Annotated in this window: 22 protein-coding genes, 1 tRNA gene and 1 pseudogene; 18 read left to right on the forward strand and 6 right to left on the reverse strand. The window is 40.4% G+C overall.

Translation table 11 applies throughout. The features are described 5' to 3' along the window. Positions 1-8: 8 nt before the first annotated feature. Entirely contained in the window at positions 9-1,025 is a 1,017-nt protein-coding gene (epmB, locus tag AC0VYT_RS04850) for an EF-P beta-lysylation protein EpmB (protein WP_005015001.1), read from the reverse strand. Between the two features lie 70 nt (positions 1,026-1,095). Here epmB and efp point away from each other — a divergent pair, with 70 nt between their 5' ends. From efp to AC0VYT_RS04885, 7 genes are all read left to right on the forward strand, one after another. Beyond that, on the forward strand, positions 1,096-1,665 hold the full coding sequence (gene efp / locus AC0VYT_RS04855) for an elongation factor P (RefSeq protein WP_005015000.1): 570 nt from the start codon (positions 1,096-1,098) through the stop codon (positions 1,663-1,665). A gap of 180 nt (positions 1,666-1,845) precedes the next feature. Next, positions 1,846-3,951, forward strand: a complete 2,106-nt coding sequence (locus AC0VYT_RS04860; protein WP_005014998.1) for a carbon starvation CstA family protein — start codon at positions 1,846-1,848, stop codon at positions 3,949-3,951. Then, complete coding sequence (locus AC0VYT_RS04865; protein ID WP_005014997.1) at positions 3,951-4,253, forward strand: YbdD/YjiX family protein; 303 nt, start codon at positions 3,951-3,953, stop codon at positions 4,251-4,253. Before AC0VYT_RS04860 ends, AC0VYT_RS04865 begins: the two co-directional genes overlap by 1 nt. Positions 4,254-4,332: 79 nt before the next feature. Further along, positions 4,333-5,292, forward strand: a complete 960-nt coding sequence (locus AC0VYT_RS04870) for an AAA family ATPase (protein ID WP_005025356.1) — start codon at positions 4,333-4,335, stop codon at positions 5,290-5,292. Positions 5,293-5,303: 11 nt separating this feature from the next. Further along, the gene (locus tag AC0VYT_RS04875) at positions 5,304-6,212 is read left to right on the forward strand and encodes a DUF58 domain-containing protein (RefSeq protein WP_005025358.1); all 909 of its coding nucleotides are present in this window, start codon (positions 5,304-5,306) and stop codon (positions 6,210-6,212) included. Positions 6,213-6,214: 2 nt separating this feature from the next. Further along, positions 6,215-8,221, forward strand: a complete 2,007-nt coding sequence (locus tag AC0VYT_RS04880; protein ID WP_248130422.1) for a transglutaminase TgpA family protein — start codon at positions 6,215-6,217, stop codon at positions 8,219-8,221. 25 nt (positions 8,222-8,246) lie between these two features. Next, positions 8,247-8,323: transfer RNA gene (locus AC0VYT_RS04885), tRNA-Val, on the forward strand. A 155-nt stretch (positions 8,324-8,478) separates the two neighbouring features. Here AC0VYT_RS04885 and AC0VYT_RS04890 read toward each other — a convergent pair. After that, positions 8,479-8,916, reverse strand: a complete 438-nt coding sequence (locus AC0VYT_RS04890; protein ID WP_005014993.1) for an META domain-containing protein — start codon at positions 8,914-8,916, stop codon at positions 8,479-8,481. A gap of 551 nt (positions 8,917-9,467) precedes the next feature. Here AC0VYT_RS04890 and AC0VYT_RS04895 point away from each other — a divergent pair. Both AC0VYT_RS04895 and AC0VYT_RS04900 read left to right on the forward strand, forming a co-directional pair. After that, positions 9,468-9,680, forward strand: coding sequence for a hypothetical protein (locus AC0VYT_RS04895; RefSeq protein WP_005405128.1), 213 nt, complete (start codon positions 9,468-9,470; stop codon positions 9,678-9,680). A 938-nt stretch (positions 9,681-10,618) separates the two neighbouring features. Next, positions 10,619-10,756: pseudogene (locus AC0VYT_RS04900) on the forward strand (KGG domain-containing protein); the annotation flags it as partial. Between the two features lie 137 nt (positions 10,757-10,893). Here the strand turns inward: AC0VYT_RS04900 and AC0VYT_RS04905 are convergent. Then, positions 10,894-12,348 (reverse strand): SulP family inorganic anion transporter, encoded by a 1,455-nt coding sequence (locus AC0VYT_RS04905; protein WP_005014988.1) that lies wholly within the window; start codon positions 12,346-12,348, stop codon positions 10,894-10,896. Positions 12,349-12,676: 328 nt separating this feature from the next. Between AC0VYT_RS04905 and AC0VYT_RS04910 the strand changes: the two genes are divergently transcribed. The 7 genes from AC0VYT_RS04910 (at position 12,677) to rnhB (ending at position 19,016) form a co-directional block, all read left to right on the forward strand. Beyond that, positions 12,677-12,898, forward strand: coding sequence for a hypothetical protein (locus AC0VYT_RS04910; protein WP_005014986.1), 222 nt, complete (start codon positions 12,677-12,679; stop codon positions 12,896-12,898). A 481-nt stretch (positions 12,899-13,379) separates the two neighbouring features. Then, positions 13,380-14,699, forward strand: coding sequence for an NCS2 family permease (locus AC0VYT_RS04915; RefSeq protein WP_005014984.1), 1,320 nt, complete (start codon positions 13,380-13,382; stop codon positions 14,697-14,699). A gap of 73 nt (positions 14,700-14,772) precedes the next feature. Further along, positions 14,773-15,771 carry an adenosine deaminase gene (locus tag AC0VYT_RS04920; RefSeq protein WP_005014983.1) on the forward strand — a complete coding sequence of 333 codons (999 nt, stop codon included), beginning with the start codon at positions 14,773-14,775 and terminating at the stop codon, positions 15,769-15,771. A 142-nt stretch (positions 15,772-15,913) separates the two neighbouring features. Next, the gene (locus tag AC0VYT_RS04925; protein ID WP_005014981.1) at positions 15,914-16,669 is read left to right on the forward strand and encodes an HAD-IIB family hydrolase; all 756 of its coding nucleotides are present in this window, start codon (positions 15,914-15,916) and stop codon (positions 16,667-16,669) included. 14 nt (positions 16,670-16,683) lie between these two features. Further along, positions 16,684-17,895 carry a glycosyltransferase family protein gene (locus tag AC0VYT_RS04930; protein ID WP_005014978.1) on the forward strand — a complete coding sequence of 404 codons (1,212 nt, stop codon included), beginning with the start codon at positions 16,684-16,686 and terminating at the stop codon, positions 17,893-17,895. A 103-nt stretch (positions 17,896-17,998) separates the two neighbouring features. Then, positions 17,999-18,379: a hypothetical protein gene (locus AC0VYT_RS04935; RefSeq protein WP_005014977.1), complete on the forward strand. Its 381-nt coding sequence runs from the start codon at positions 17,999-18,001 to the stop codon at positions 18,377-18,379. A 61-nt stretch (positions 18,380-18,440) separates the two neighbouring features. Continuing rightward, positions 18,441-19,016: a ribonuclease HII gene (gene rnhB, locus AC0VYT_RS04940; RefSeq protein WP_005014975.1), complete on the forward strand. Its 576-nt coding sequence runs from the start codon at positions 18,441-18,443 to the stop codon at positions 19,014-19,016. Between the two features lie 81 nt (positions 19,017-19,097). Here rnhB and csrA read toward each other — a convergent pair whose 3' ends face one another. From csrA to alaS, 3 genes are all read right to left on the reverse strand, one after another. Further along, the gene (csrA, locus tag AC0VYT_RS04945) at positions 19,098-19,352 is read right to left on the reverse strand and encodes a carbon storage regulator CsrA (RefSeq protein ID WP_005014972.1); all 255 of its coding nucleotides are present in this window, start codon (positions 19,350-19,352) and stop codon (positions 19,098-19,100) included. Between the two features lie 254 nt (positions 19,353-19,606). Next, on the reverse strand, positions 19,607-20,887 hold the full coding sequence (locus tag AC0VYT_RS04950) for an aspartate kinase (protein WP_005014971.1): 1,281 nt from the start codon (positions 20,885-20,887) through the stop codon (positions 19,607-19,609). 65 nt (positions 20,888-20,952) lie between these two features. Continuing rightward, positions 20,953-23,646, reverse strand: coding sequence for an alanine--tRNA ligase (alaS, locus tag AC0VYT_RS04955; protein WP_005404225.1), 2,694 nt, complete (start codon positions 23,644-23,646; stop codon positions 20,953-20,955). A 254-nt stretch (positions 23,647-23,900) separates the two neighbouring features. Here alaS and AC0VYT_RS04960 point away from each other — a divergent pair, with 254 nt between their 5' ends. Next, entirely contained in the window at positions 23,901-24,923 is a 1,023-nt protein-coding gene (locus tag AC0VYT_RS04960; protein WP_005014969.1) for a type I glyceraldehyde-3-phosphate dehydrogenase, read from the forward strand. A gap of 81 nt (positions 24,924-25,004) precedes the next feature. Continuing rightward, positions 25,005-25,325 (forward strand): hypothetical protein, encoded by a 321-nt coding sequence (locus tag AC0VYT_RS04965; protein ID WP_005404224.1) that lies wholly within the window; start codon positions 25,005-25,007, stop codon positions 25,323-25,325. Positions 25,326-25,411: the final 86 nt, after the last annotated feature.

The raw sequence follows: 25,411 nt of genomic DNA on the forward strand, positions 1-25,411 counted from the left end.
ATAGAAACTCAAATTGTTATAGTCCCAAACAGCGGTGTCTTATTCTTCTCACCTGCAATCTCCCTAACCAGTTTAGGTACTAAATAACCTGGCAGACTTGCTAGGACCTCTTTATAAACTTCATCAATCTTTGAAGAAGGCAAGTCAAAGTGATGGGCCCCCTTAACTTTATCCAGCACATGTAAATAATAAGGCATAACCCGTGCCTCGAACAGTCTATAACTTAAATTGATTAATACTTCCGCAGAATCATTAATACCCTTAAGTAAAACGGCCTGATTGAGCACAGTGACCTGACGACGTGCCAGTTCATGCAATTTTGAACAGGTGAAGTCATCGAGTTCTGAAGCATGGTTAGAGTGTACCACCAGTATAATACGTAGCCTACTGTTTTCCAAAAGAGAAATTAACTCATGATCAATACGGTCTGGAATCACAATCGGCACACGTGAATGTATTCTAAGCGTATCAATCTGGGGAATAGACTCAAGCCTTTCCAGCCATAAGCCGAGTTTACGGTTGGATAAAGTCAGTGGATCACCACCACTTAAAATAATTTCATGAACCTCAGGTTGACTTAAAATATAATTTTTAATTGCTGGCCAGTCTTCATTTTTAGGTAAATTTTCCTGATAGGGGAAGTGACGTCGAAAGCAGTAGCGGCAATGAACTGCACAGGCACCTGTTAAAGTAAGCAGGAAACGTGTTTTATATTTATGCAAAACACCAGGTAAGAGATTGGCTGCCTCTTCACCTAAAGGATCAGTAACAAATCCTGGAAAATCCTCTAGTTCAAGATGATGTGGCAAGACTTGCAGCAAAAGAGGATCAAGAGGGTCACCAATGCACATTTTTGCAACAAATGCGCGCGGTACGCGTAATTTAAACTTTTCAGAAGCCAGAACTGCCCCTGATAATAACTGTTCGGGTGAAAGCTGAAGCGCGTGTAACAATTCTAGCGGGTCAGTAATTAGGTCACTGAGTTGTGATTGCCAGTTTTGCTCTTGATATAAATAGTTTATCATGCCACACGTTAAAAATAATGCTAGTCTAGCATTAATAGATTTAAGTTAGTAAGTTTGGAGCGTGCCAGTCATGGCCAATTATTCTACAAATGATTTCAAATCAGGCCTCAAGGTTATGCTTGATGGCAACCCATGTTCAATCATGGAAAACGAATACGTAAAACCGGGTAAGGGGCAGGCGTTTAACCGCGTTAAACTGCGTAACCTGAAAACGGGCAAAGTATTAGAAAAAACATTCAAGTCAGGTGATTCACTCGAAGGCGCCGATATTGTAGAAGTAGAAATGAACTACTTGTACAACGATGGTGAAATGTGGCATTTCATGGACCCTGAATCTTTTGAACAGATTGCTGCTGATAAAAACGCTATGGGCGATGCAGCAAAATGGTTAAAAGATGATTCAAATGAAACCTGTACAATTATGCTGTTTAATGGTGTACCTTTAAACGTAAGTGCACCAAACTTCGTAACCTTAAAGATTATTGAAACTGATCCGGGTGTACGTGGTGATACCTCTGGTGGTGGCGGTAAGCCGGCAAAACTGGAAACTGGTGCAGTAGTACGTGTTCCATTATTTGTACAGCAAGAAGAAAGTGTTCGTGTAGATACCCGTACTGGTGAATACTTAGAACGTGCATAATGGTTTAAAAATAGACTATTATCAAAAGGGATGATCATGATCATCCCTTTTTTAATGCCAAAGTATTAGATGAAAACAAAAAGATGAGGAGTAGAGTCAAAAAAGGAAATTTGCAAAGGGAAAGTAGCACGATGAATAACAATAACTAACCTGCTTAAATAATTGAAATACGAGGTCAAGATGGAATCAATTCAAACTAAGTCATCCCCCTTTTCAAAATTGATCTGGGTGATTGTAGCAATTATCGGGGCAATATCTTTCGGGATACTTGCTGTCAGTCGTGGTGAACATGTTAATGCAGTCTGGTTAGTGCTTGCTGCTGCCTGTGTCTATAGTATAGCTTATCGTTTTTATAGCCTGTTTATAGCCAACAAGGTGTTTGAGCTTAATGCCAGACGGCTCACTCCAGCTTATCGGATGACCGATGGCCTGGATTATGTCCCAACCAATAAATATGTACTTTTTGGCCATCATTTTGCTGCAATTGCCGGTGCGGGACCTTTGGTAGGACCGATTCTGGCAGCCCAGATGGGGTACTTGCCCGGAACGATCTGGTTGCTGGCTGGTGTAGTACTGGCTGGTGCTGTACAGGATTTTCTGGTCCTGTTTATTTCTACCCGGCGTGATGGACGCTCACTGGGGGAAATGGCAAAACAGGAGCTTGGATCTTTTGCCGGTGTGATTGTAATGCTGGGCGCACTTGGGGTGATGATTATCATTTTGGCAGTACTGGCGCTGGTCGTAGTCAAGGCTTTAACGAATAGTCCTTGGGGGGTATTCAGTATTGCGGCTACTATTCCTATTGCAATTTTCATGGGCATTTACATGCGCTATATACGCCCGGGCAAGATTGCAGAAGTCTCAGTGATTGGTTTCATTCTGATGATGCTAGCCATTGTGTATGGAGGAAATATTGCTGCACATCCATACTGGGGGCCATTTTTTACACTTTCAGGTACTCAGTTGACCTGGTGTCTGATTATTTATGGTTTTGTGGCTTCAGTACTGCCAGTATGGCTGTTGCTTGCACCACGTGACTATCTATCGACCTTCTTGAAAATTGGGGTAATTGTCGGGCTGGCTGTTGGTATTATTTTTGCCTTGCCAGAACTAAAAATGCCTGCTGTAACTCACTTTATTGATGGTACTGGGCCTGTATTTGCCGGTTCGCTCTTTCCATTTCTGTTTATTACTATTGCCTGTGGTGCAATTTCAGGTTTTCACGCGCTCGTTTCTTCAGGTACCACACCAAAGCTGGTTGAAAATGAAGTTCATATCCGCATGATCGGTTATGGCGGTATGTTGATGGAATCTTTTGTTGCGATCATGGCCATGATCTGTGCAACGGTACTAGAACCAGGAGTATATTTTGCAATTAATGCTCCTGCTGCTGTTTTGGGTACAACAGTTGAAAGTGCAGCAGAAGCTGTACGTAATCTGGGCTTTGTTGTGACACCCGAAGCATTAGCACTGCTCGCAAAAGAGGTAGGAGAAACTACGATCTTGTCCCGTACAGGGGGAGCGCCAACATTCGCAATTGGTATGGCTCATATTATTTCCGAAATCTTTAACAGCCGTGCCATGATGTCATTCTGGTATCATTTTGCTATTCTGTTTGAGGCTTTATTCATCCTGACAGCAGTCGATGCCGGTACACGTGCCTGCCGTTTTATGGTACAGGATACAGTAGGTATTGTAATTCCGGCTGTAAAACAGTCTCATAATTTCTTTGGAAACCTGCTGGGGACTGCGGTAGCTGTAGCCGGTTGGGGCTTCTTTGTATATCAGGGCGTTGTCGATCCGCTAGGCGGTATTAACAGCTTGTGGCCATTATTTGGTATTGGTAACCAGATTCTGGCAGCAATGGCACTGATCTTAGGTACAGTCATCCTTTTCAAAATGAAGAAAGAAAAATATGTTTGGGTCACGATTTTGCCTACTATTTTTCTTTTCATTACTGCAATGACAGCAGGCTGGCAAAAAATCTTCCACGAAAATCCGAAAATTGGTTTCTTGGCGCAGGCTAATCGCTTCTCTGATGCAATTGCTCGTAATGAGATTCTGGCTCCGGCAAAAAGTATTGCTGAGATGCAGATGATTGTCATGTCGAATCAGATTAATGCGGTCCTCTGCGGTTTCTTTATGATTGTGGCAATCGTGATGGTCATTGCATCTATCCGTGTAGTACGTCGTGCTTTGGCTAGCCCAACACCGACAGTAAATGAAGCACCCGCGGTATATCGTGATGAGACAGCGCCTGTAACTTCGGTCAGAGGAGAGTCTTAATGAAATTGAAGCTTGCAAAAAATAGTACGACTGTTCTGGCAAAGATAATCAAGTTTACACTTTTGTCGCAAAAGCATCTGATTTTCTCTCCAAAGAACTGGTCACGTATCGCGACTTTATGGCAACGTTTGCAACAAAGTTTTCGCCTGATGGTAGGGGTGCCTGATTATCAGACTTATTTAGAACACATGAAACAGCACCATCCAGATCTTGAAGCAATGGACGCTAAAACATTTTATCGCCACTGTGTAGATTCACGTTATCCATCGGCAGGTGGAGATTTAAAAAAATGTCCATGTTAGTAATAATTTAGTAACTTAGAAAAACATAAAAACGGTGTATGTTAAATATACACCGTTTTTTTATTCAGGAAGGAAGGGGATGTGGGGAACCAACAGGCTTCAAAAGAATGAAAAAGATCAACAGAATAAAAAACTAGCCAGGCAGATAGGAGAGTATGCCTCACAAATAGACAGCTTTTTACAGCAGATCAATACCATTATTCTGGATAAACCGCAGCAAACCAAATTGGCCTTAAGTTGTTTGCTAGCAGGTGGGCATGTCCTGTTTGAAGACTTGCCCGGATTAGGTAAAACTACTTTATCGAGTGCATTAGCGCATATTGCCGGTTTAAGATTTCAGCGTATACAGTTTACCAATGACATGTTGGCCAGTGATGTAATTGGAATTAATATATTTAATCAGGCTGAACATATTTTTGAGTTTAAACCAGGCCCGGTTTTTACCCAGATTTTACTGGCTGATGAGATTAACCGTTGTAGTCCGAAAACACAGAGTGCCTTGCTGGAGGCTATGGAGGAAGGTTGTGTCACGGTAGACGGTGTCCGACATGCTTTACCTCAGCCATTTTGGGTGATTGCTACACAAAACCCTTTATTCCAGAGTGGAACTTATGCCTTGCCAGAGTCCCAGCTGGACCGTTTTTTAATGCGATTATCCTTGGGCTATCCATCGCGCCAGGCAGAAAGGATTCTGTTACAACAGGACTCGCGTCAGGCATTAATATCAACAATTGAGCATGTCTTTAGCCAGCAGGATATTCTGAATCTTCAACAACTGGCACGTAATATTTATTTAAGTGATGTAGTGCTGGATTATATTCTGGATTTGGCTGAAATGACCCGTAAAGGCCGACATGGGTTATCTACCCGCGGAATATTGGCCTTAAAAAAAGCTACGCAGGCCTATGCTCTATTAGAAAAGCGCAGTTATGCGACTACAGATGATGTACAGGCCGTATTTAATGCTGTGGTTTCTCATCGTCTCGGAACAACTGATGCAGAAAGCTATAAGCTTCTGCAAAGTGTGGCGGTTAGTTAGGAGCACACCATTTGCAGAAACATATCCAAGGCTGGCTTGCCAAGCGTTTCCGGATTGATGGGCAAAGAACCCTCAAGCAGCGGGATATACTGGTCTTTATGTATCAGCAGGGTTACCTGTATTTGGTTCTCATACTGATTACTTTTATTGCCGGCGTTAACTATGCCAATAACCTGATACTGGGTTTCTGCTTTTTAATCAGTGCTGTACTTTGTATCAGTTTTTATCTTGCTTTTAAACAGTTGCATCAACTCAAAATAGAAGTGATCGTGCCTGAAGTCGGCCGGGTAGGCCAAGCCATGCAAATAGAGATTATTTTTTATCAGGAGCGAGAGATTGTACGTTATTTAAACCTGTATTATGCAAAGCAAATCATTCCAGTTCTAGTACAGCATAAACAGCAGCGTTTTCATTTACTGGTGTGGCCAGAAGAACGCGGACCATTACATTTACAGCGCCTACAGATATATTCTACTTATCCTTTCGGATTGGTTCGTGCCTGGACCTATCTTTATCTGGAGCAAATGAGCTGGATTGCTCCCCAGGCTTTAGATTTTAAAGCTGAGAATGCTGCACAAAATGCATTAAAACAGGCACAGGATATGGATGAATTTCAAGAACTACGTGATTTTAAAACGGGTAACTCTTACCATGCGGTGTCATGGAAGCAGGCTGCTCGAGGTCAGGGCCTCTATATCAAGGTATTTGAAAGCTATCCCGAGCAGAATAAGATAGAAATTTGCTATGAGCATATGCCAAGTTCAGAGCATGAGGAAAAACTGAGTTTAATGATGGGGCTGGTAGATCAATGCGAACAGCAACAATGCCCTTATCGTTTGGTTTTACCACAGGACGAGCTGGCCACCGGATCAGGTGAGGCTCAATTTCAGAAAGCACAAAAATTACTGGCGCAGGCTTAACCATGTTAAATCGACCTGTTCATGGCGCCATGCTGCTGGCTCTCGGGCTGATCTGGCTGGCACAACTGGCTTTCACTCCTATAATGAACAGCCTTCTATTTGCTTGTGTAATAATAAGCTTGGCATGGCAATATCATAAAAATCTCCATAAAAAACAATCTAAAATTTTTCAGGTCATTTTTGTTCTATTCAGCTTTGCTGCGATTTACTGGCAGTATCGGAGTTTCATCGGTGTAGAAGCAGGGGTAACACTATTAGCAGTTGGCCTGTATGGTAAAGCTTTAGAGACTCGAACTCGGCGTGATTATCTAATTATTTTTAACTTTGCACTATTTGTAAGCGCCAGCCTGTTCCTTTACAGCCAAAACATCGGGATGGCTATCCTGATCTTATGTTCACTCATCAGCTGCTTGATCGGGCTGTACCGGATTCAGATAAGTGATTTTCAACAAGAGCAGGTTAAAGGCCGTTTAAGAAAGGACTTTCAGCATGTAACTAAGCTGATTCTGTATGCCATACCATTTTTTATAGTACTATTTATTTTTTTCCCACGGTTGCCTCCACTCTGGTCAGTACCATTACAGACCGATCGTGCCACCACCGGCATAAGTGACCGGATGTCACCAGGAGATATCGCCCAGATTTCTCAATCCAGTGCGCTGGCATTCCGGATTTTAGGCAATATACAGAAACTACCTGAGCGTGAGCAGCTGTACTGGCGCGCGATGGTGCTGGATGAATTTGATGGACAGACTTGGACTAGCCATTTTATTAATCAGCAACCTAAGACATTGCCATCTCTTCATATAACTGACGGGCTAGATTACCAGTATCTGCCTGCTGACTCACAACAGCAATGGGTAGTATCGCTTGAAAAGTCTATTCCTTTACAGGCGAACTTCCAGTTACATCAAGACTGGAGTATTACTCCAACCCGTCCAAATCAGGGTGCACAGCCCATTCGACTGCAATGGTTGGGACAGTCAGCCCAGACGGTAGCACCCCAGTATTCGGATACAGTTCAGGCTATAAACCTGAAAGTACCCAGTAGCACTGACCCCCGGACCCGGCAGTTAGCCAGCAATTTATTTAAACAGAGTGATCAGCAACCTGTTCGGTATGTAGAGAATGTATTGAACTGGTATCGTCGCAATGGCTTTGTCTATACTTTAAGTCCAGGCCGTCTTGGGCAAGACAGAGTGGATGAATTCCTGTTTAAGTCCCGGCAGGGTTTCTGTGAGCATTATGCAGGTAGTTTTACAATGTTGATGCGCTATGCCGGTATTCCTGCCCGGGTAGTAGTCGGGTATCAGGGAGGACAGCCGGCTCCAGATGGACAAAGCTGGGAGGTGCGGCAGATGGATGCTCATGCGTGGTCGGAAGTCTATTTAAATGGCCAGTGGCATCGAGTTGATGCAACAGCTGCGGTAGCACCAGAACGGGTAGGGTCGGGCATGCAAGACTATCTGGAACAGGAGCCTTCTACACTAGGCAATAATCACCGTTCTGGCTTGCAATATCAACAGTTTGCCTTGCTTAAAAATATTCGGGTATGGAGTGATTATGCTTCCTATCAATGGCAAAGCAAGGTCGTAGGATATGATACTGATAAACAAAAAAACTGGCTTGCACGTTTAGGTTTAAAATCTATTTATAGCTATATTCTGATTTTATTTATTAGTATTGTGATGCTGGTTCTAATCTACTTGTTGATACAGTATCGTCAAAATCTACAAAAAATGACCCCTTATGAACGTTCTATAAGAAAATTTACTAAAAATCTTCCCGTTGAACTGCATAAGTACTCTTATGAGACTTTTCAACAGTGGATGATAAGATTGGCTCAATACAGTAATGACACAAGTTCTTTTTATGAACTAGCTCAACTTGACCAGAAAATTCGGTTCATGCAACAGGACACGCCAGAGAATCTTAAAATGTTTAAGAAATTGCTTAAAGACTGTGCATTTGCTTTAAAGCTGAATAAAAAAAACTTGTCAGAAAAATAAAAAATGCATATGATGCAAAACACTTAGGCGTATAGCTCAGTTGGTTAGAGCGCTACGTTGACATCGTAGAGGTCTCCAGTTCGAGTCTGGATATGCCTACCAAATATGACACCTTATGGTGTAAAGGTTTCAAGGAAATACAAGTACTTGAAGCCTTTTTTAATATCTGGCCTTCATAAAATAAAATATTTTTAATTTTATATGCGCTGTCATAGATATAGAACGTAAAAAAGTCCTCATAGTGAGGACTTTTTATATTAACGCTGAGTTTTAAATTCAAGCACTGTATTCTTGTTGCTGTTCATCAGTTTTAGCTCAGTTTCACTCACCTTATATTCAGTAACCTGATTCAAAGCATTAGTAAATTTATCTGGTAAATTTGTAGGGCTTAAACACGCTCTTCGTGTTTTGGCTATTTCTGAGAAAGTAATTTGTGTACCTTTCACTGCATAGCCTCCCATAAGACGGTTACAGCCATCAGTTCCGCTAAGTTGAGTATTATCAAAAGTTAAACTTGGAACATCAGATTGCTGAGGATCAGCCTTATATTTTACATCATTGATCTGAGTTACTATCCAAGTCTTGTTTTGTAATAAAGCCAAGTTGCGGTCAGTAGATGGGTTGTTCATAGTAGCACAACCGGCAAAAGCTAAAGTGGATGCAATGCTAGAGGCTATAAAAAGTTGTTTTATCAATTTTTTCTCCTATAAAACTTTAAATTATATTCTTAGGTTAACTATTATAGCATAGAACAAATTTAACTAAGTACAGAGGTAAATTACTTTTTATCAATACTTTATTAATAAAAATAACATAGATAATATTTTTTATATAAGAAGTTAATAAAATTATATTATTAAATTTGAAAGATTTATAATTTTAAAAAATTAAAAGATAAATAATAAGGTTTTTTTAAAAAATATTAAAAATAAATTTTAATTAAAAAATGGAAAAATTATTTAACTATGAATATAAATTATATAGTTATTATATTCTTTATTACCAAATTAAAAAAATTTTTTGATCATAAAAACCTATAATTATTTTTAATAAGTTTGTTATTTCAGAAAGCTGTGCTAAGATATAAAACTTAATGAAGGCAAACCTCATACGATGCCACTCCCATTTTTCAAGATTTTCTTGAGATTTTGTAGTTATTAAAATTAAAACAATTTTATTTTAATCAAATAATTGTTCGAAAAATGCTCTAAAGAGTTTACTAAAGTTTATTGTATTGGTGTATATATTGAAATATCCAAATTTTCGTACCGCGAAATCTATCGACGGTGATATTATTCATGTTCAGATTATAGCTTCAGAGAGAAAACAAAATATTTCTGGTGGCTTTAAATGGGTAAAAGTAGGTGAAAAAGTTCTACTTGATTCCGGAAGAGAGATTAATTTTAATCTGGATGGCCAAAGCTTTTACGTTGCGCCTAATCAGATGTACCGGTTATAAATATCAAGCTCACTTTAGTGGGCTTTTTTATTTGCTAAGAATTGATAATTTCAATAAATTATAAATTTTTAGAAGAGGAATAATAAGAATTAATGTAAAGAATTTAAAATTAGAAAAATTCAGTTTCTAGAAAGCAGAAGCATAAAAGAGTAGATTAATTAAATTAGTAAGATAAATTTAAAATTAGACTTAGACTTTATTTGAAAAATTAACCAGTTAAGCAAATTCAGTTTTTTTAAATTTTTACTATTGGGCTAATTGCTTATTTTATATGCGAATATTAATTAAATTATACTAACTATAACATGTATTAACACTTATTCTTAAAGATGTAACTCTATTTGAGTTTAATTTTGGTTAAAATTATTTCCACTATATTAACAATTGTACAAAATAATAAAGCTACTCTAGAGGCCTGTTTTCAACCCCAGAAAACAGGCCTTTTTTTATAAAAAATATTCTGGATTTATAATTTCATATGATGTTTAAAATAAGGTAAAAAATTATTTAAATGTAAACTTATAATAATTAAAAGTAGGTAAAATTTACATTAAAATAAATGAAGCATTGATATTAAAGTAGTTATAAGTATGTCTAAATTTATATCCCAGAAGAATGATTATATAAGTATATTGAAGTCACACTTATGAATACCTAACTCAAATGCTTTAAATAAAACTCATCCTTAGTTATAACAAAACTTATTACTAGCTCCCTTATAGTGAAGATGTTCGTTTGATAACGACCAACCTGAAACCAACTCAATATTTGTTATGAGGTGTGAAATGGCTAATCAAGATAATAAACGCGACAATAACCAGCGCCAGCAACAGGGCAGCAATAATCAGCAACAGCAAAGTGGCAGTAATAATCAGAAACAGCAAGGTGGTGGCGGCCAAAATAGTCGTCAGCAAAGTCAACAAAGTGGCAATAACAGCTCAGGACGCGGCTTTGCTAGTATGGATGCAGATAAACAGCGCGAAATCGCTAGTAAAGGTGGTAAAGCAGCCCATGAAAGTGGTAATGCACATGAGTTTACCTCAGAGGAAGCTCGTGAAGCAGGCTCACAAAGCCACAAAAATGATAGATAATTATCAAGGACTTTAATTTTATTAAGAAGTCTTTAGATAATTTTCTAAAAGGAAAGGGTTGCTTGGAGCAACCCTTTCCTTGTACTTCTGATATATAATTTGATATGAATCGGATGAGGGTGTCAGATCTTGGCGTGAGTTCCATATTTATCGATCATGATTGAACTTGCTTCATTTAAGCCAATTACTTCACAGGAAGTACCGCGCTCGGTAAATTTTTTGATAACGGAATCCAGCATAGCTACAGAGGTTACATCCCAAATATGGGAATGGGTAAGATCAATAATTACTTTTTCCACCTGTTCATTAAAATTAAAACTCTGGTAAAAACGTTCGGATGAACTGAAAAAGATCTGTCCCACCAAGCTGTAAATTCGGACACCTTCCTTCAAAGCAGATTCAACTCGAATATCATTTTCCAGTTTGTTGGCTAAAAACAGTGCAGAGAGCAACACACCAGTCAGTACGCCCAAAGCCAAGTTATGAGTGGCAACTACGACCACCACAGTTGCGATCATTACACTGTTGCTACTCTTCGGGTTTTTATGAAACTGTATGACTGATTGCCAGTTAAATGTGCTAATTGAAACCATAATCATGACTGCCACTAAAGCTGCCATTGGTATCAACTTAAGCCAGTCACTGATAAATACCACCAGAATTAAAAGAAATATCCCTGCACAGAAAGTCGATAAACGTTGTCGACCGCCAGATTTCACATTAATCATTGACTGTCCAATCATGGCACAGCCAGCCATACCCCCCATAAAGCCGGTAACAATATTTGCAATACCTTGTCCTTTACATTCTTGATGCTTATCACTTGAAGTATCAGTCATTTCATCCACAATACTGGCGGTCATCATTGACTCTAAAAGGCCTACTGCAGCCAGAGCAATAGAATAAGGCAAAATAATTCTGAGCGTTTCAAAGTTAAGCGGAATGTCTGGTATAAGAAATACGGGCAGACTATCAGGTAAAGTACCCATATCGCCTACAGTACGTATATCACTATTCAACCAGATTGAAAGCAGGCTAATCACGACAATACACACCAACGGGGAAGGTAACCAGCTGCCAAGTCTTGGAACATAGGGAAATAGATAGATAATACTAAGGCCTACAGCAACAAATAGATAAACCTGCCAGCTGACATTGATGAGTTCAGGTAATTGAGCCATAAAAATTAAAATGGCGAGGGCATTTACAAATCCAATCACCACAGATTTAGATACAAAACGCATCAGCTTGGCCAGTTTGAGGTAACCAGCCAGTATCTGGATGATGCCAGTCAGTATGGTAGCCGCAAGTAGATACTGTAATCCATGCTCTTTAACCAGAGTAACCATAACTAAAGCCATAGCTCCAGTTGCAGCTGAAATCATGGCAGGTCTGCCCCCTACAATGGCAATTACTACTGCCATAGAAAATGAAGCATATAAACCGACTTGCGGATCGACTCCGGCAATAATTGAAAAGGCAATTGCCTCGGGAATAAGTGCCAGACCTACTACCAGTCCAGCCAGCACATCAGCACGAATGTTTGAAAACCACTGTTCACGGAAAGAAGACAACATAAAGAAAGCCCGTATTTTTATTGGAACAGGCGAGTGAGGTGACAATATTGTGAAAAAGACATAATTACGCCACACCACTAACCTTTAATATAGCAATGAGAAATTACTTCTAGGAAATGAGTAATCAGGGTGGCGTAAGAAACATAGAAAATAGTAAGAAGGTTTAGATTATAGGGCACCGAGAATAACACGTTTCAAGTTCTTAGAAAATTGGTGCTGATCTTATCGGCCATAGTGTTAAAAGAAATTCAGTTTTAAAATGCATGAAGCATTACGCTTTTGATAAAATTACATCAAGATTTTTTGATAACAACTAAAGATAAGAGATATGAAAACAGTTATAACGGTAATCGCAGCAGTTACAGTCGTCTCGGTAGGCTATATAACCTATCATAGTATCCAGCAAAAACGTCAGCAGGAGATCAAGCAGGTCATCCAGGAAGCACAGAGCTCTTTAGAGCAGGCTCAGCACAACCCGCATCATCTCGAACGGAGTACTTTCCCGGCGCTTGATACTGCAGGGAAATCCGTTCAGACTGAAAAAATGTAGAGATTTTTATACTTTTTTGGGGTTAACGGGAGAGAAAATAAAAAACTTGCAAGTTTATTTAAAATTAAGCGCCTGATTTTAAATATTTTAAAAATAGTAAGTGTTCCAAATTAATCTAAGAAGATTAAACCTGATAATCAAAAATAAAATCAGTGTGTTATAATCTGGCCGAAAAAATTTAGCGGGTGGATTTAAGTTCACACTTTTTTCTACAGGTTAGATGAAAAAGCTGCATAAGATGATGCAGCTTTTTTGTTTGCCTCGCCTATTAGTGGCACTCATCAAGTGTTTAGTAAGTTTGGGCTCAGGTGCAGCTTGAAGATGGGAAGTAATTAGGATGGCATAGGTCTTGCTGTTTTATCCAGAATTACTTGCACAATATCTGATTTTGATGCATTTAAATTTTATAGCAGTGTGGTGATTTGAGGCTTTTCAGGCCGAGGATTCAATCGCAAAGATCTTAATTCTCAGGGGCGATGTAATGACAACTCCCAATACCTCAGCCGGTATGCTTGAGCGCTTGTTCAAGCTCAGCGAAAATAAAACCAGTTTTAGAACAGAAGTTCTAGCAGGTGTAACCACATTCTTGACAATGTGTTACATCATTATTGTTAATCCAATGATTTTATCCGAAACCGGAATGGATCATGGAGCTGTCTTTGTCGCAACCTGTCTTGCAGCCGCAATTGGCTGTCTGGTTATGGGAATTGTGGCCAATTATCCAATTGCCCTTGCACCAGGTATGGGACTAAATGCCTATTTTACTTATTCAGTGTGTTTAGGGATGGGGGTGCCTTGGCAAACGGCACTAGCTGCGGTATTTGTTTCAGGTCTGGTATTTATTGCTATCAGTATGTTCAAAATCCGTGAGGCAATCGTTAATGCCATTCCCATGTCATTAAAACTGGCGATTGGCGGCGGTATTGGGCTGTTTTTAGCCTTGGTCGCGCTCAAGAATGCCGGCATTATTGTAGATAATCCGGCTACTTTGGTAGGGCTGGGCGATATCAAACAGCCAACAGTTTTACTGGCCCTGTTAGGTTTCTTTCTTATTGTCATCATGCATCATTTTAAGGTCCGTGGTGCAATCATTCTCAGTATTCTGGTCGTAACTGCAATTGCAACTGCTTTAGGCCTGAATGAATTTAAAGGCATAGTAGGTGCTGTGCCATCATTGGCTCCAACATTGTTACAAATGGACTTTGAGGGCCTCTTTACGGCCAGTCTGGTAGGGGTGATTTTTGTATTCTTCCTGGTTGACCTGTTTGACTCTACCGGTACTCTTGTAGGGGTTTCTCATCGTGCTGGCCTGCTTAAAGATGGCAAGTTACCACGCTTGAAGAAAGCATTATTTGCTGACTCTACTGCCATTGTAGCTGGGGCCGCACTAGGCACTTCATCTACTACGCCTTATATTGAATCTGCATCGGGTGTGGCTGCAGGCGGCCGTACTGGCTTAACTGCTGTTGTCGTCGGTTTCATGTTTCTGGCGTGTTTGTTCCTGGCACCGTTAGCCCAGTCTGTACCGGGTTTCGCGACAGCACCGGCTTTACTGTTTGTTGGGGTATTAATGATCCAGGGTATTACCCATATTGAATGGGATGATATTACTGAAGCGGTTCCTGCTTTCCTGACTATCGTTTTCATGCCTTTTACCTATTCAATTGCTGATGGTATTGCTATGGGCTTTATCAGCTATGCACTGGTGAAGCTTTTTACAGGCAAAGCAAGTACGGTTCCTTACATGGTATGGATCATTGCCGTGTTATGGGTAATCAAATTTGTTGCTTTTGGTGGCTAATTTTTATACATCATTCAGGGTGTAAACGGAAGTTTGCACCCTTTTTATTTATTGCGAATTCCAAGGAGAGACCATGAGTCATACTGAACTCATTCGTGCTTTACCTAAAGCTGAACTGCATGTACATATTGAAGGGACGTTTGAGCCTGAACTCATGTTTGAAATTGCACAGCGTAATCAGATTGATATTCCTTATAAGTCTGTAGAAGAGGTAAGACAGGCATATAATTTTCATAACCTGCAGTCATTTCTTGATATTTATTATGCAGGGGCAAATGTACTCATTCATGAAGAAGATTTCTATGACCTGGCTTGGGCATATTTTAAAAAATGTGCTGAAGATCATGTAGTACACACTGAAATATTCTTTGACCCGCAAACTCATACAGATCGTGGCATAGCATTTGAAACAGTTCTGAATGGTTTGCAACGTGCCTGTAATGATGCAAAAACAAAATTGGGTATCAGCTCATACCTTATTATGTGCTTTTTACGCCATTTAAGTGAAGAAGCAGCATTGAAAACTCTGGAGCAGGCACTTCCTTATAAGAATCAGATTATTGCAGTAGGCCTGGATTCAAGTGAAGTCGGCCATCCACCAGCCAAATTTACCCGGGTTTTTGCCAAAGCCCGCGAAGCAGGCTTTTTGGTGGTTGCACATGCGGGTGAAGAAGGTCCACCAGAATATGTTTGGGAGGCTTTAGACCTGTTAAAGGTTAACCGGATTGATCATGGTGTGCGTTCTGAGGAAGATCCGGTACTCATGCAGCGGCTGATTCAGGAAAAAATGCCTCTTACAGTTTGTCCGCTGAGTAATCTGAAACTTTGTGTAGTGGATGATATGCAGCAGCATAATATCCACCGACTGTTACAGCAGGGCGTTAAAGTAACAGTAAATTCAGATGATCCATCTTATTTTGGTGGTTATATGAATGATAATTTCTTTGCTATTCAAAAAGCGCTAAATTTGTCTGAAGCTGAACTTAAACAGTTAGCGATTAATTCTTTTGAGGCAGCTTTTATAGACAATACTGAAAAGCAATCATGGATTAAGAAAATTCAAGCTCTGTAATCAATTAAAATGAAATCAATAGGTTTACTCTATGTAGGCCTGTTGATTTATTGTTATAAAAAGTAAGCTGAAAAAAATAGTGATAAAAGCCTTATATGATCAGGAAACAAATGTGCAATTTAACTGATCAATATTATTTATTATGCCTGATTATCTTATTTTTACAGATTTAGATGGAACACTATTAGGCCACGATACTTATACTTATACGGAAAATCTGGAGCTAATCAGACAGCTTAAAAGACGTTACCCTATTATTTTATGCAGCAGTAAAACCGCATTAGAAATTAAAAATTTACAAAAAAAATTAGGTCTAGTAGATATGCCGTTTGTTGCAGAAAACGGGGCATATATATTTTTTAATTCTTTCTATCAGTTTCAGAGTCCGGTCAGGCAGGCAGCCATTACTGAAGCATTACAACAACTCCGTATACAGTACCATTTGAATTTTCAGCTTTTTAGTGAACATACATCCCAGCAGATTGCTGAGTTAACCGGATTAAGCTTAGCTAAATCATGTCAAGCCCTACAACGGTTTTATAGTGAAGTGATTATCTGGGGTAGCAATCCACAATATGAACAGCAAATTATTGCCCGGCACTTGGCCAAAAACTTGCATATAGTACATGGCGGGCGCTTCAGTCATGTATTGAGTACAGCATGTGATAAATCTATAGCAGTACGCTGGCTACAGCAATTTTATCCAGCTGAAGCTGTCCGGATTGGCTTGGGAGACAGTGAGAATGATATTGATATGCTAAAAGCCTGTGAGCATGCTGTGGTTGTAAAGCGTCCTTATAAACCGGTCCTTCAATTTGCGCATAATTCTGTCTACTACTCTCAGAAAATGGCTCCAGCAGGCTGGAAAGAAGGTCTTGAATACTTTTTAGAACAATAAATGGAGAGAAAATAATGGTCGATTTTGCACAAGAAGGTATGATTACGACGATTCATGATCTAAAGCAGCGCCAGCTGGAAGATTATGAAAATGAATTGCGTGAATTTACTAAATATAGACCGGTTACCTTAGTTTTACCTTCACTTTATTCTGAGCTGGAAAGGCCTGCACTTACTAAAATTGTGCAGGAATTGAAAGAAGCTGATTATATCCAGCAGATTATCATTGGACTGGATCAAGCTAATCCTGAACAATTTAAGCATGCCAAGGAGTTTTTTTCCGAGCTACCTCAGCCGCATACTATTTTATGGAACGACGGACCGCGTTTACAGAAAATCCATCAGCATCTTGAAGAATTAAAAGTTGCACCTTCGCAACGTGGAAAAGGCCGTAACGTCTGGTACTGTGCTGGCTATGCACTAGCTGAAAGTAACAGTAAGGTCGTGGCACTCCATGACTGTGATATCAGTACATATCAGCGTGATATGCTGGTGCGGTTAATTTATCCTATGGTTCATCCACAGTTTAATTTCCAGTTCTCTAAAGGATATTATGCCCGCGTAGCTGAGCATAAAATGAATGGCAGGGTATCCCGCCTGCTGGTTTCTCCACTCTTACTTGCACTCAAGAAAGTCTTTGGCCCACTGGATTATCTGCTTTATCTTTCAGCCTTCCGTTATCCACTTTCAGGCGAAATGGCAATTCATCTGGATGCATTACGTGATTTAAAAGTTTCAGGTGACTGGGGGCTGGAAATTGGAGTTCTTTCTGAAATCTATCGTAATTATTCTACCAAACGGATCTGTCAGGTAGATATTGCTGACCGCTATGAACATAAGCATCAAAATGTAGTGAATTCAAATGGAGAGGGTGGCTTGAAGCGTATGAGCCGTGATATTGCTCTAGCACTTTTTCGTAAACTTGCCACGCTGGGCGTTCCAGTTAGCCTAGATAATATCCGGATTCTTCGTGCAACTTATTATCGAAATGCTTTAGATATGATTGATCACTATTATTATGATGCAATAACCAATGGTTTACATTATGACCGGCATAGTGAAGAAAATACGGTTGAACTTTTTGCCCAGAGTATTGTTGAGGCGGGAGAGCAGTTTATGAATTTTCCGAATCAGCAGTCGTTTATTCCAAGCTGGAACCGTGTACATTCAGCTTGTCCAAGTATTTATAAGGATATTAAACAGGCAGTAGCGCTCGATAATATGTGATTTGAAGATTCTTTAGGCAGTTATTTACATTTAACAGTGTTGAGATACTTCATAATCTTTAAAATTGGTCCAAAATTTATATATACACTGATAAAGGATAAACATGAAGAAATCTATATATGTACTGGCACCTTTAGCCTTAATTTTATCGGCGTGTACAACTTCAGGAATAGAGCAATCGGCCAATACCATCACAACTACACAGCAATTAGGAGCAGCTGCCATTAAAGTGGCAGTAAATGCAAAATGTAATACTGAACTAAACAACCAGCCCGCTTGGCAAAATATAACTAAGGTAATGACAGCTGAGCAGAAACAGGCAGTTCAGGCCGATATTTGTGGTTGTGTGAGTGATAAAGCTCCACAAAATATAACAACTGTGGATCTGGCTACAGCAGCGATTGATCCGGCTGCACGTACCACCATCATAACCAATGCAGTCACTAAAACAATTAATGCATGTGTAGCAGAAGTTTTAAATTAAGTTTTTTCAGTATTGAGCAGGATGATACAATCAGCCTGCTTTTTTATGAGTAAATAGTTTGATGAAAATCGCAGGTGTAGATGAAGCAGGGCGTGGACCATTGGTAGGTGCTGTCGTGGCAGCTGCAGTCATTCTCGATCCAGCTCGTCCAATCGAAGGTTTGAATGATTCCAAAAAACTGACAGAAAAAAAACGTGAAAAGCTTTTTGTCGAAATTCAGGAAAAAGCTTTGGCTTGGTACATTGCAGAAGCAAGTGCTACTGAAATTGATGAAATAAATATCTTGCAGGCTTCATTACTGGCAATGCGCCGTGCTGTGGAAGGCTTATCAATTCAACCGGATAAAGTGCTGGTCGATGGTAATAAGGAACCTGCTGGCCTACAGATGAGCTGTGAAGCTGTAGTAGGAGGGGATGCTTTATACCAGGAAATTTCGGCCGCAAGTATTCTGGCTAAAGTAGCACGTGACCGGCAAATGGTCTTACTAGATCAACGTTACCCACATTACGGTTTTGCCAAACATAAAGGTTATCCGACCAAAGCTCATTTTGAGGCAATTGGTATACATGGTGTAATTGATGAGCATCGGCGTAGCTATGCGCCGGTTAAGAAGGTCTTGGCTTTGTTAAATGAGTAATAATTTTATCTAATTTCTTAATCACCTTAAAATATTAAAGCGGCCAATAAAGCCGCTTTACTAATCAAGAATGGCCATCTGCTATCGATTAAAATCATTTTGTGAATAATTCTCATCTTCGAAAGAAGGCTGATAGTCTTGGTCGAGGTGTTGAAGATGTTCATGCATCGCACGTTCATGCTGAATACGTTGGTAAATCTCTTCCCGGTGAACAGATACTTCTTTTGGAGCATTGACACCAATACGGACCTGGTTGCCCTTTACTCCAAGTACAGTAACACTGACTTGGTCCCCAATCATTAATGTTTCTCCGACGCGACGGGTCAGAATCAGCATGTTTATCTCCTTGCTAAACGCTAAACCTGCAAAAGCTCTAATCAAAAAAGCGAAAAGTCACAACCTTGGTATCAGAGAAAATTTTAACAGGATTATATGACAAATTAGGTAGCTGAATAAATTCTACTAAAATTTTCCAATAACCTTAATCGGTAATATAACAGAGCCACTATAGAAAAAACTATAGTGGCTTTGATTTTTTATTCTTATTCTCTGAAAGAACAGTATAACTATTGTTCTTTCAGAAAAGGCACTTAAGCGCGAACGCTGGATTCACCATGCTCGCGGTCTAGACCAAACGTAGTGTGTAAAGAGCGTACAGCCAGCTCCAGATAATTCTCTTCAATGATGACAGAGATCTTAATTTCAGATGTAGAAATCATCAGAATATTGATGCCTTCTTCAGCCAGACCAGTAAACATTTTGCTTGCTACGCCTGCGTGGGAACGCATGCCAACACCGACAATAGAAACTTTGACGATATCATCACGAGTTGCAACTTCACGCGCACCAATCGCTTTAGCTGTTTCTTCAAGAATAGCTTTTGCTTTAGCCAGCTCACCACGGTTAACAGTGAAGGTGAAATCCGTAGTTCCATCTTCTTCAACATTCTGGATAATCATGTCGACTTCGATATTGGCTGCACCAATCGGAGACAGAATTTTAGATGCAATACCCGGCTCGTCAGGAACTCCTAAAATAGTCAGTTTTGCTTCGTCACGGTTAAACGCGATACCTGAGATGATTGGCTGTTCCATGTTATCTTCCGCTTCTGTAGTGATGAGTGTGCCCACGTTCTTTTTGAATTCTTCGTCAAATGCGCCGTCTTCGTCATTGTCAAAACTTGATAATACGCGCAAAGGAACCTGATATTTACCTGCAAATTCTACAGAGCGGATTTGCAGTACTTTTGAACCAAGAGAGGCCATTTCCAGCATTTCTTCAAAAGAAATACGATCAATTTTTTTAGCTTTTGGAGCAACACGGGGATCAGTGGTATAGACACCATCAACATCGGTGTAAATCTGGCATTCATCTGCTTTTAGTGCTGCAGCAAGTGCTACACCAGTTGTATCTGAGCCGCCACGACCAAGCGTTGTGGTATTGCCCAGTTCGTCTACACCCTGAAAGCCGGCAACTACGATCACACGACCTGCATCGAGGTGTTGGGTCATAACGTCAGTGTCAATTGATTCGATACGTGCCTTGGTGAATGCGCTATCGGTTTTAATGCCAACCTGGCGTCCGGTCAATGATTTAGCGTCAACGCCAATAGAGTTCAGCGCCATTGCTAACATGGAAATCGTTACCTGTTCACCCGTAGAAACCATCTGGTCAAGTTCGCGTGGGTCAGGATTTTCGGTAATGGCTTTCGCGAGAGCAAGTAAGCGGTTGGTTTCACCACTCATTGCTGACACTACTACCACTACCTTGTGGCCGTGCTCATGCCAGCGCTTCACACGACGAGCAACATTTAAAATGCGCTCGGGGGTACCCATAGAAGTACCGCCATATTTTTGAACGATTAATGCCATAGTTGTTCCATATAAGCCATGACCCCGATTTCACCGATCAGGGTCAGTTACACAAAAAGTGAAGTTTATTTTGCTTCAAGCCAAGCAGTTAAATCTGCCATGACCTGTTCAAACTTCTCGTTAAGTGGCGCGCCACCTTGTGCCAAGTCAGGTTTACCTCCACCTTTGCCACCGAGTTCAGTTGCAAGATGTTTAATGATGTCACCTGCCTTGATAGATGAAGTGAAGTCTTTTGCTACAGATGCAATCAGGCTGACTTTGTCGCCGTCTACACCTGCAAGTACAATCACTGCATGGTCTAGTTTAGACTTGGTACTGTCGTGCAGGTTACGAAGAGATTTCGCATCCATACCCTGAACAGTGGTGATCAGTGTAGAACGACCCGCCACAGTCTGAACTTGGCTTAAAAGTTCAGCTGCCTGGAAGTTTGCCAACTTTTGGTTGAGCTGTTCAATCTGCTTCTGTAATGCGGATACATTTTCAACCGCAGTTTGAACACGCTCTACAGTTTGATCTTTTTGTGCTTTTAACAAGCTGTTAATCTGATTAATATCAGAATCTGCCTTTTGAACCAGCTCAAGCGCTTTCGTACCTGTCACTGCTTCAATACGTCGAATACCTGCGGCCACACCACTTTCAGAAGTGATTTTAAATAGACCAATATCACCTGTACGTTTAACATGAATACCACCACAGAGCTCAACTGAGAAGTTTTTCTCTTCAATAATCGAACCCATAGATAACACACGTACTTCACTGCCATATTTCTCGCCAAACAGCATCATTGCACCTTTGGTTTTGGCAGTTTCAATATCCAGCAGTTCGGTAGTCACAGCAGTATTTGCAATAACCTCAGCATTAACAAGACGTTCGATTTGTTGAAGCTGCTCGAAAGTGACAGGCTGGTCATTGGCAAAGTCAAAACGCAAAATGTCGGAAGCAACCAGAGAGCCTTTTTGCTGTACATGCGAACCCAGAATCTGGCGAAGCGCAGCATGCAACAAATGTGTTGCTGAGTGATTACGCGCAGTTGCTGCACGAAGTTCTGCTTTCACGGTTGCTTCTACATTTTGAGTAACTTTTAGGTTACCCATCGTCACGATGCCCTGGTGAACAAAAGCATTGCCAGATTTTTTAGTGTCCTGAACTTCAAAAATACCTGTTTCATTTTTGAAGATACCTGTATCACCAATCTGGCCGCCACTTTCTGCATAAAATGGCGTCTGGTTTAATACGATTAAAGCTTCGTCACCTTCAGTGACTTCATCGACTAGAGTCCCATCTTTATAGATGGCAATAATCTGACCCTGACCTTCAATAGCATCATAGCCACTGAACTCGGTTTCATCTTCAACTTTAACAATGCTGTTATAGTCCACTGCAAACTTGCCTGCTTCACGCGCACGTTGACGCTGGGCAGCCATTTCTTTTTCAAAACCTGCCTCATCAATACTCAAGTCACGTTCACGTGCGATATCCGCTGTCAAGTCAACCGGGAAGCCATAAGTATCGTAAAGTTTAAATACAATTTCACCTGGAATTATTGAGCCTTTTAGCTGAGTCAATTCACCTTCAAGAAGTTTTAAACCTTGCTCGAGTGTTTTTGCAAATTGCTCTTCTTCTTTGATCAGTGCAGCTTCGATACGTGCTTTATTGGCTTCAAGTTCCGGATAAGCTGTACCCATTACTTCAATTAGCGGCTGTAGCATTTTATAGAAGAATGTACCTGTTGCGCCGAGTTTGTTTCCATGACGTACAGCACGACGGATAATACGGCGAAGAACATAACCACGGCCTTCATTAGACGGGTTAACACCGTCAGCAATCAGGAAACAGCAAGAGCGGGCATGATCTGCAACTACTTTTAAAGAAGCCGGGTAATGAACAGGCGTATTTTTTTCTTTAGCTTCGGCTTCAAGTGAAGCGGTATCTACACCAATAATTTCGGCAGCAGCTTTAAGTAAGTGCTGAAACAGGTCAATTTCATAGTTTGAATTAACATGCTGTAAAACTGCGGAAATACGTTCGAGTCCCATACCGGTATCCACAGAAGGTGCCGGAAGTGCATGTAAAACTCCGTCAGCAGTACGGTTAAACTGCATGAAAACGTTGTTCCATATTTCAATAAAGCGATCACCATCTTCTTCAGGAGTGCCTGGCAGTCCGCCCCAAATATGGTCACCGTGGTCATAGAAAATTTCAGAACATGGACCACATGGACCTGTATCACCCATTGCCCAGAAATTATCCGAAGCGTATTTTTCACCTTTGTTATCACCAATACGGATAATGCGCTCGGCATCCAGACCAATTTCCTTGTTCCAGATATCAAAAGCTTCATCATCAGTATGATAAACCGTTGCATATAAACGGTCTTTAGGAAGTGCCAGCCATTGCTCGCTGGTTAAGAATTCCCAGGCAAACTTGATGGCATCACGCTTAAAATAATCACCAAAAGAAAAGTTACCCAGCATTTCAAAGAAAGTATGGTGGCGGGCTGTGTAGCCTACATTGTCGAGGTCATTATGTTTGCCGCCAGCACGTACACATTTCTGGCTAGAGACTGCTCGTACATAATCGCGTTTTTCCGCACCTAAAAAGCAGTCTTTAAACTGGTTCATGCCTGCGTTGGTGAAAAGCAGGGTAGGATCATTGGCGGGTACTAGTGAACTTGACGCGACACGTGTATGCCCTTGCGATTCAAAGTAACGCAAAAATGCTTCACGAATTTCAGCTGATGTCATAAAACGAGTACTCACAACCAAGTCACTCCTTAGTCTTAATTTGGTTAGGTACATCTAATTCTAAGGTCAAAAGGTGACAGCTTAGCGATTGATGTAAAGGTAAAACTTTAAAAAAACGCCAAATTATACCGGAAAATATAAGGGGCACCAACGCTTTTACCATCAAAATAGCGATAAAACCAGGATTATTCAAAAATGCTGTGTCCAAGTACAAGCTGGATGTTTTAACATAGGCATCGTTCTTTTACTGGGTAAAACAAGGATCTGTCATGCAGCGAGTGGCCATCAATGGTTTTGGACGTATCGGTCGAAATGTACTGCGTGCCTGGTTTGAAAACCCGAAAGCCTTTAATTTTGATATTGTAGCCATTAACGATATTGCTGATGTAGAAACTCTGGTTCATCTGTTCAGGTATGATACTACTCACGGCCGTTTTGCTGGGAATGTAGAAATATCACAGAAAAATGAACAGATTGTGCTAAATATTTCTGCCGGTACAAAAACACTTAATGTGCGTGTATTAAATATCGCGGAACCGGCAGCGCTTCCATGGCAGCAGCTTAATGTTGATGTTGTACTGGAATGTACCGGACTATTCCGTTCACGTGAGGCGGCTACCCGACATATTAAGGCTGGTGCGAAACGCGTTATTATAGGTGCTGCACCTTTTGACACGGTGGATGCTGCAATTGTATATGGGGTGAATCATCATGAAATCAAAGCCAGTGACCAGATTATCTCTAGCGTGTCTTGTACCACGCAGGCTTTAGTACCACTCGTCAAGATTATTGATGACGCATTTGGCATAGATACGGCCATGATGACCGAGATTCATGCCGTCACTGCAGACCAGACCGTACTGGATAAAGCTCATCGCGATCTGCGTCGTGCCCGGGCATCAGGTCAGAATATTATTCCTACTACATCTAGTGCATTGGGGGCCTTAAAACGGGTTATGCCCAAAATGGAAAACCGGATTGAAGGTTATTCGATTCGTGTACCTACAATTAATGTCGCGGCTATTGATCTGACCTTTATTTCGCATACGCCTATTACAGTACATAAAATTAATGAAGTATTAATCAAATCCGCGCAATATGATTATGCCCAGATTATGGCGGTGACCGATGAGCCTCTGGTGTCAAGTGATTTTAACCATTCACCTTATTCATTAATTGTCGATCTATCACAAACTCTGGTGGTCGGGCACCAGGCTAAAGTGTTTGCTTGGTATGATAACGAGTGGGGATATGCCAACCGTTTGCTGGATTTATGCCAGTCTTTTGAATAACAGATATATAGAATGAATTGAGAAGGACAACCCGCAAAATATTTACAACACGGTCTTTAACTTTTTCTTGGGGATAATACGATGTTTTTACTGATGTGGGCTTTTATTGCTGTATTAATAATTGCGGTCATTTTTCTGTTCTGGCTAAACTTTCGTAAAGAACAGAATATGGAAACGGACTTGGATCAACAACACCATCTGGAAGAAAAAATTGTTCTTCTGGAAGGGAATCTGAAACGTACGCTAGAAATCATGCAGGAACTGGTTAAAAGTGTACATACTGATCGTGAAATTCTTAGCCAGACCGTAACTAAACTAAATGCGCTCGAACAACAAAATGCAGAGTTGGTGATTTTGCTTAAAAAATACCAAGCTTTGCTTGGAAAGACTGAACTAAAATAAAAGAGTAAAATTGATAATTTATATTTAAAACTGGCTTTATAATTTTGAATTTTCAAAAATTCATTTTATGCTTTGAAGTCTGATAC

Source organism: Acinetobacter sp. QJM3NY_42, assembly GCF_056173745.1.

Excerpts from the sequence above, each read along its gene's own strand:
- AC0VYT_RS04870 (WP_005025356.1), top strand. The coding sequence starts at position 4,333 with ATGTGGGGAACCAACAGGCTTCAAAAGAATGAAAAAGATCAACAGAAT.
- AC0VYT_RS04935 (WP_005014977.1), top strand. The coding sequence starts at position 17,999 with ATGAAGAAATCTATATATGTACTGGCACCTTTAGCCTTAATTTTATCG.
- AC0VYT_RS04865 (WP_005014997.1), top strand. The coding sequence starts at position 3,951 with ATGAAATTGAAGCTTGCAAAAAATAGTACGACTGTTCTGGCAAAGATA.
- AC0VYT_RS04965 (WP_005404224.1), top strand. The coding sequence starts at position 25,005 with ATGTTTTTACTGATGTGGGCTTTTATTGCTGTATTAATAATTGCGGTC.
- AC0VYT_RS04960 (WP_005014969.1), top strand. The coding sequence starts at position 23,901 with ATGCAGCGAGTGGCCATCAATGGTTTTGGACGTATCGGTCGAAATGTA.
- AC0VYT_RS04925 (WP_005014981.1), top strand. The coding sequence starts at position 15,914 with ATGCCTGATTATCTTATTTTTACAGATTTAGATGGAACACTATTAGGC.
- csrA (WP_005014972.1), bottom strand. The coding sequence starts at position 19,352 with ATGCTGATTCTGACCCGTCGCGTCGGAGAAACATTAATGATTGGGGAC.
- AC0VYT_RS04915 (WP_005014984.1), top strand. The coding sequence starts at position 13,380 with ATGACAACTCCCAATACCTCAGCCGGTATGCTTGAGCGCTTGTTCAAG.
- epmB (WP_005015001.1), bottom strand. The coding sequence starts at position 1,025 with ATGATAAACTATTTATATCAAGAGCAAAACTGGCAATCACAACTCAGT.
- AC0VYT_RS04930 (WP_005014978.1), top strand. The coding sequence starts at position 16,684 with ATGGTCGATTTTGCACAAGAAGGTATGATTACGACGATTCATGATCTA.
- AC0VYT_RS04920 (WP_005014983.1), top strand. The coding sequence starts at position 14,773 with ATGAGTCATACTGAACTCATTCGTGCTTTACCTAAAGCTGAACTGCAT.
- AC0VYT_RS04910 (WP_005014986.1), top strand. The coding sequence starts at position 12,677 with ATGAAAACAGTTATAACGGTAATCGCAGCAGTTACAGTCGTCTCGGTA.
- AC0VYT_RS04880 (WP_248130422.1), top strand. The coding sequence starts at position 6,215 with ATGTTAAATCGACCTGTTCATGGCGCCATGCTGCTGGCTCTCGGGCTG.
- rnhB (WP_005014975.1), top strand. The coding sequence starts at position 18,441 with ATGAAAATCGCAGGTGTAGATGAAGCAGGGCGTGGACCATTGGTAGGT.
- AC0VYT_RS04860 (WP_005014998.1), top strand. The coding sequence starts at position 1,846 with ATGGAATCAATTCAAACTAAGTCATCCCCCTTTTCAAAATTGATCTGG.
- AC0VYT_RS04950 (WP_005014971.1), bottom strand. The coding sequence starts at position 20,887 with ATGGCATTAATCGTTCAAAAATATGGCGGTACTTCTATGGGTACCCCC.
- efp (WP_005015000.1), top strand. The coding sequence starts at position 1,096 with ATGGCCAATTATTCTACAAATGATTTCAAATCAGGCCTCAAGGTTATG.
- AC0VYT_RS04905 (WP_005014988.1), bottom strand. The coding sequence starts at position 12,348 with ATGTTGTCTTCTTTCCGTGAACAGTGGTTTTCAAACATTCGTGCTGAT.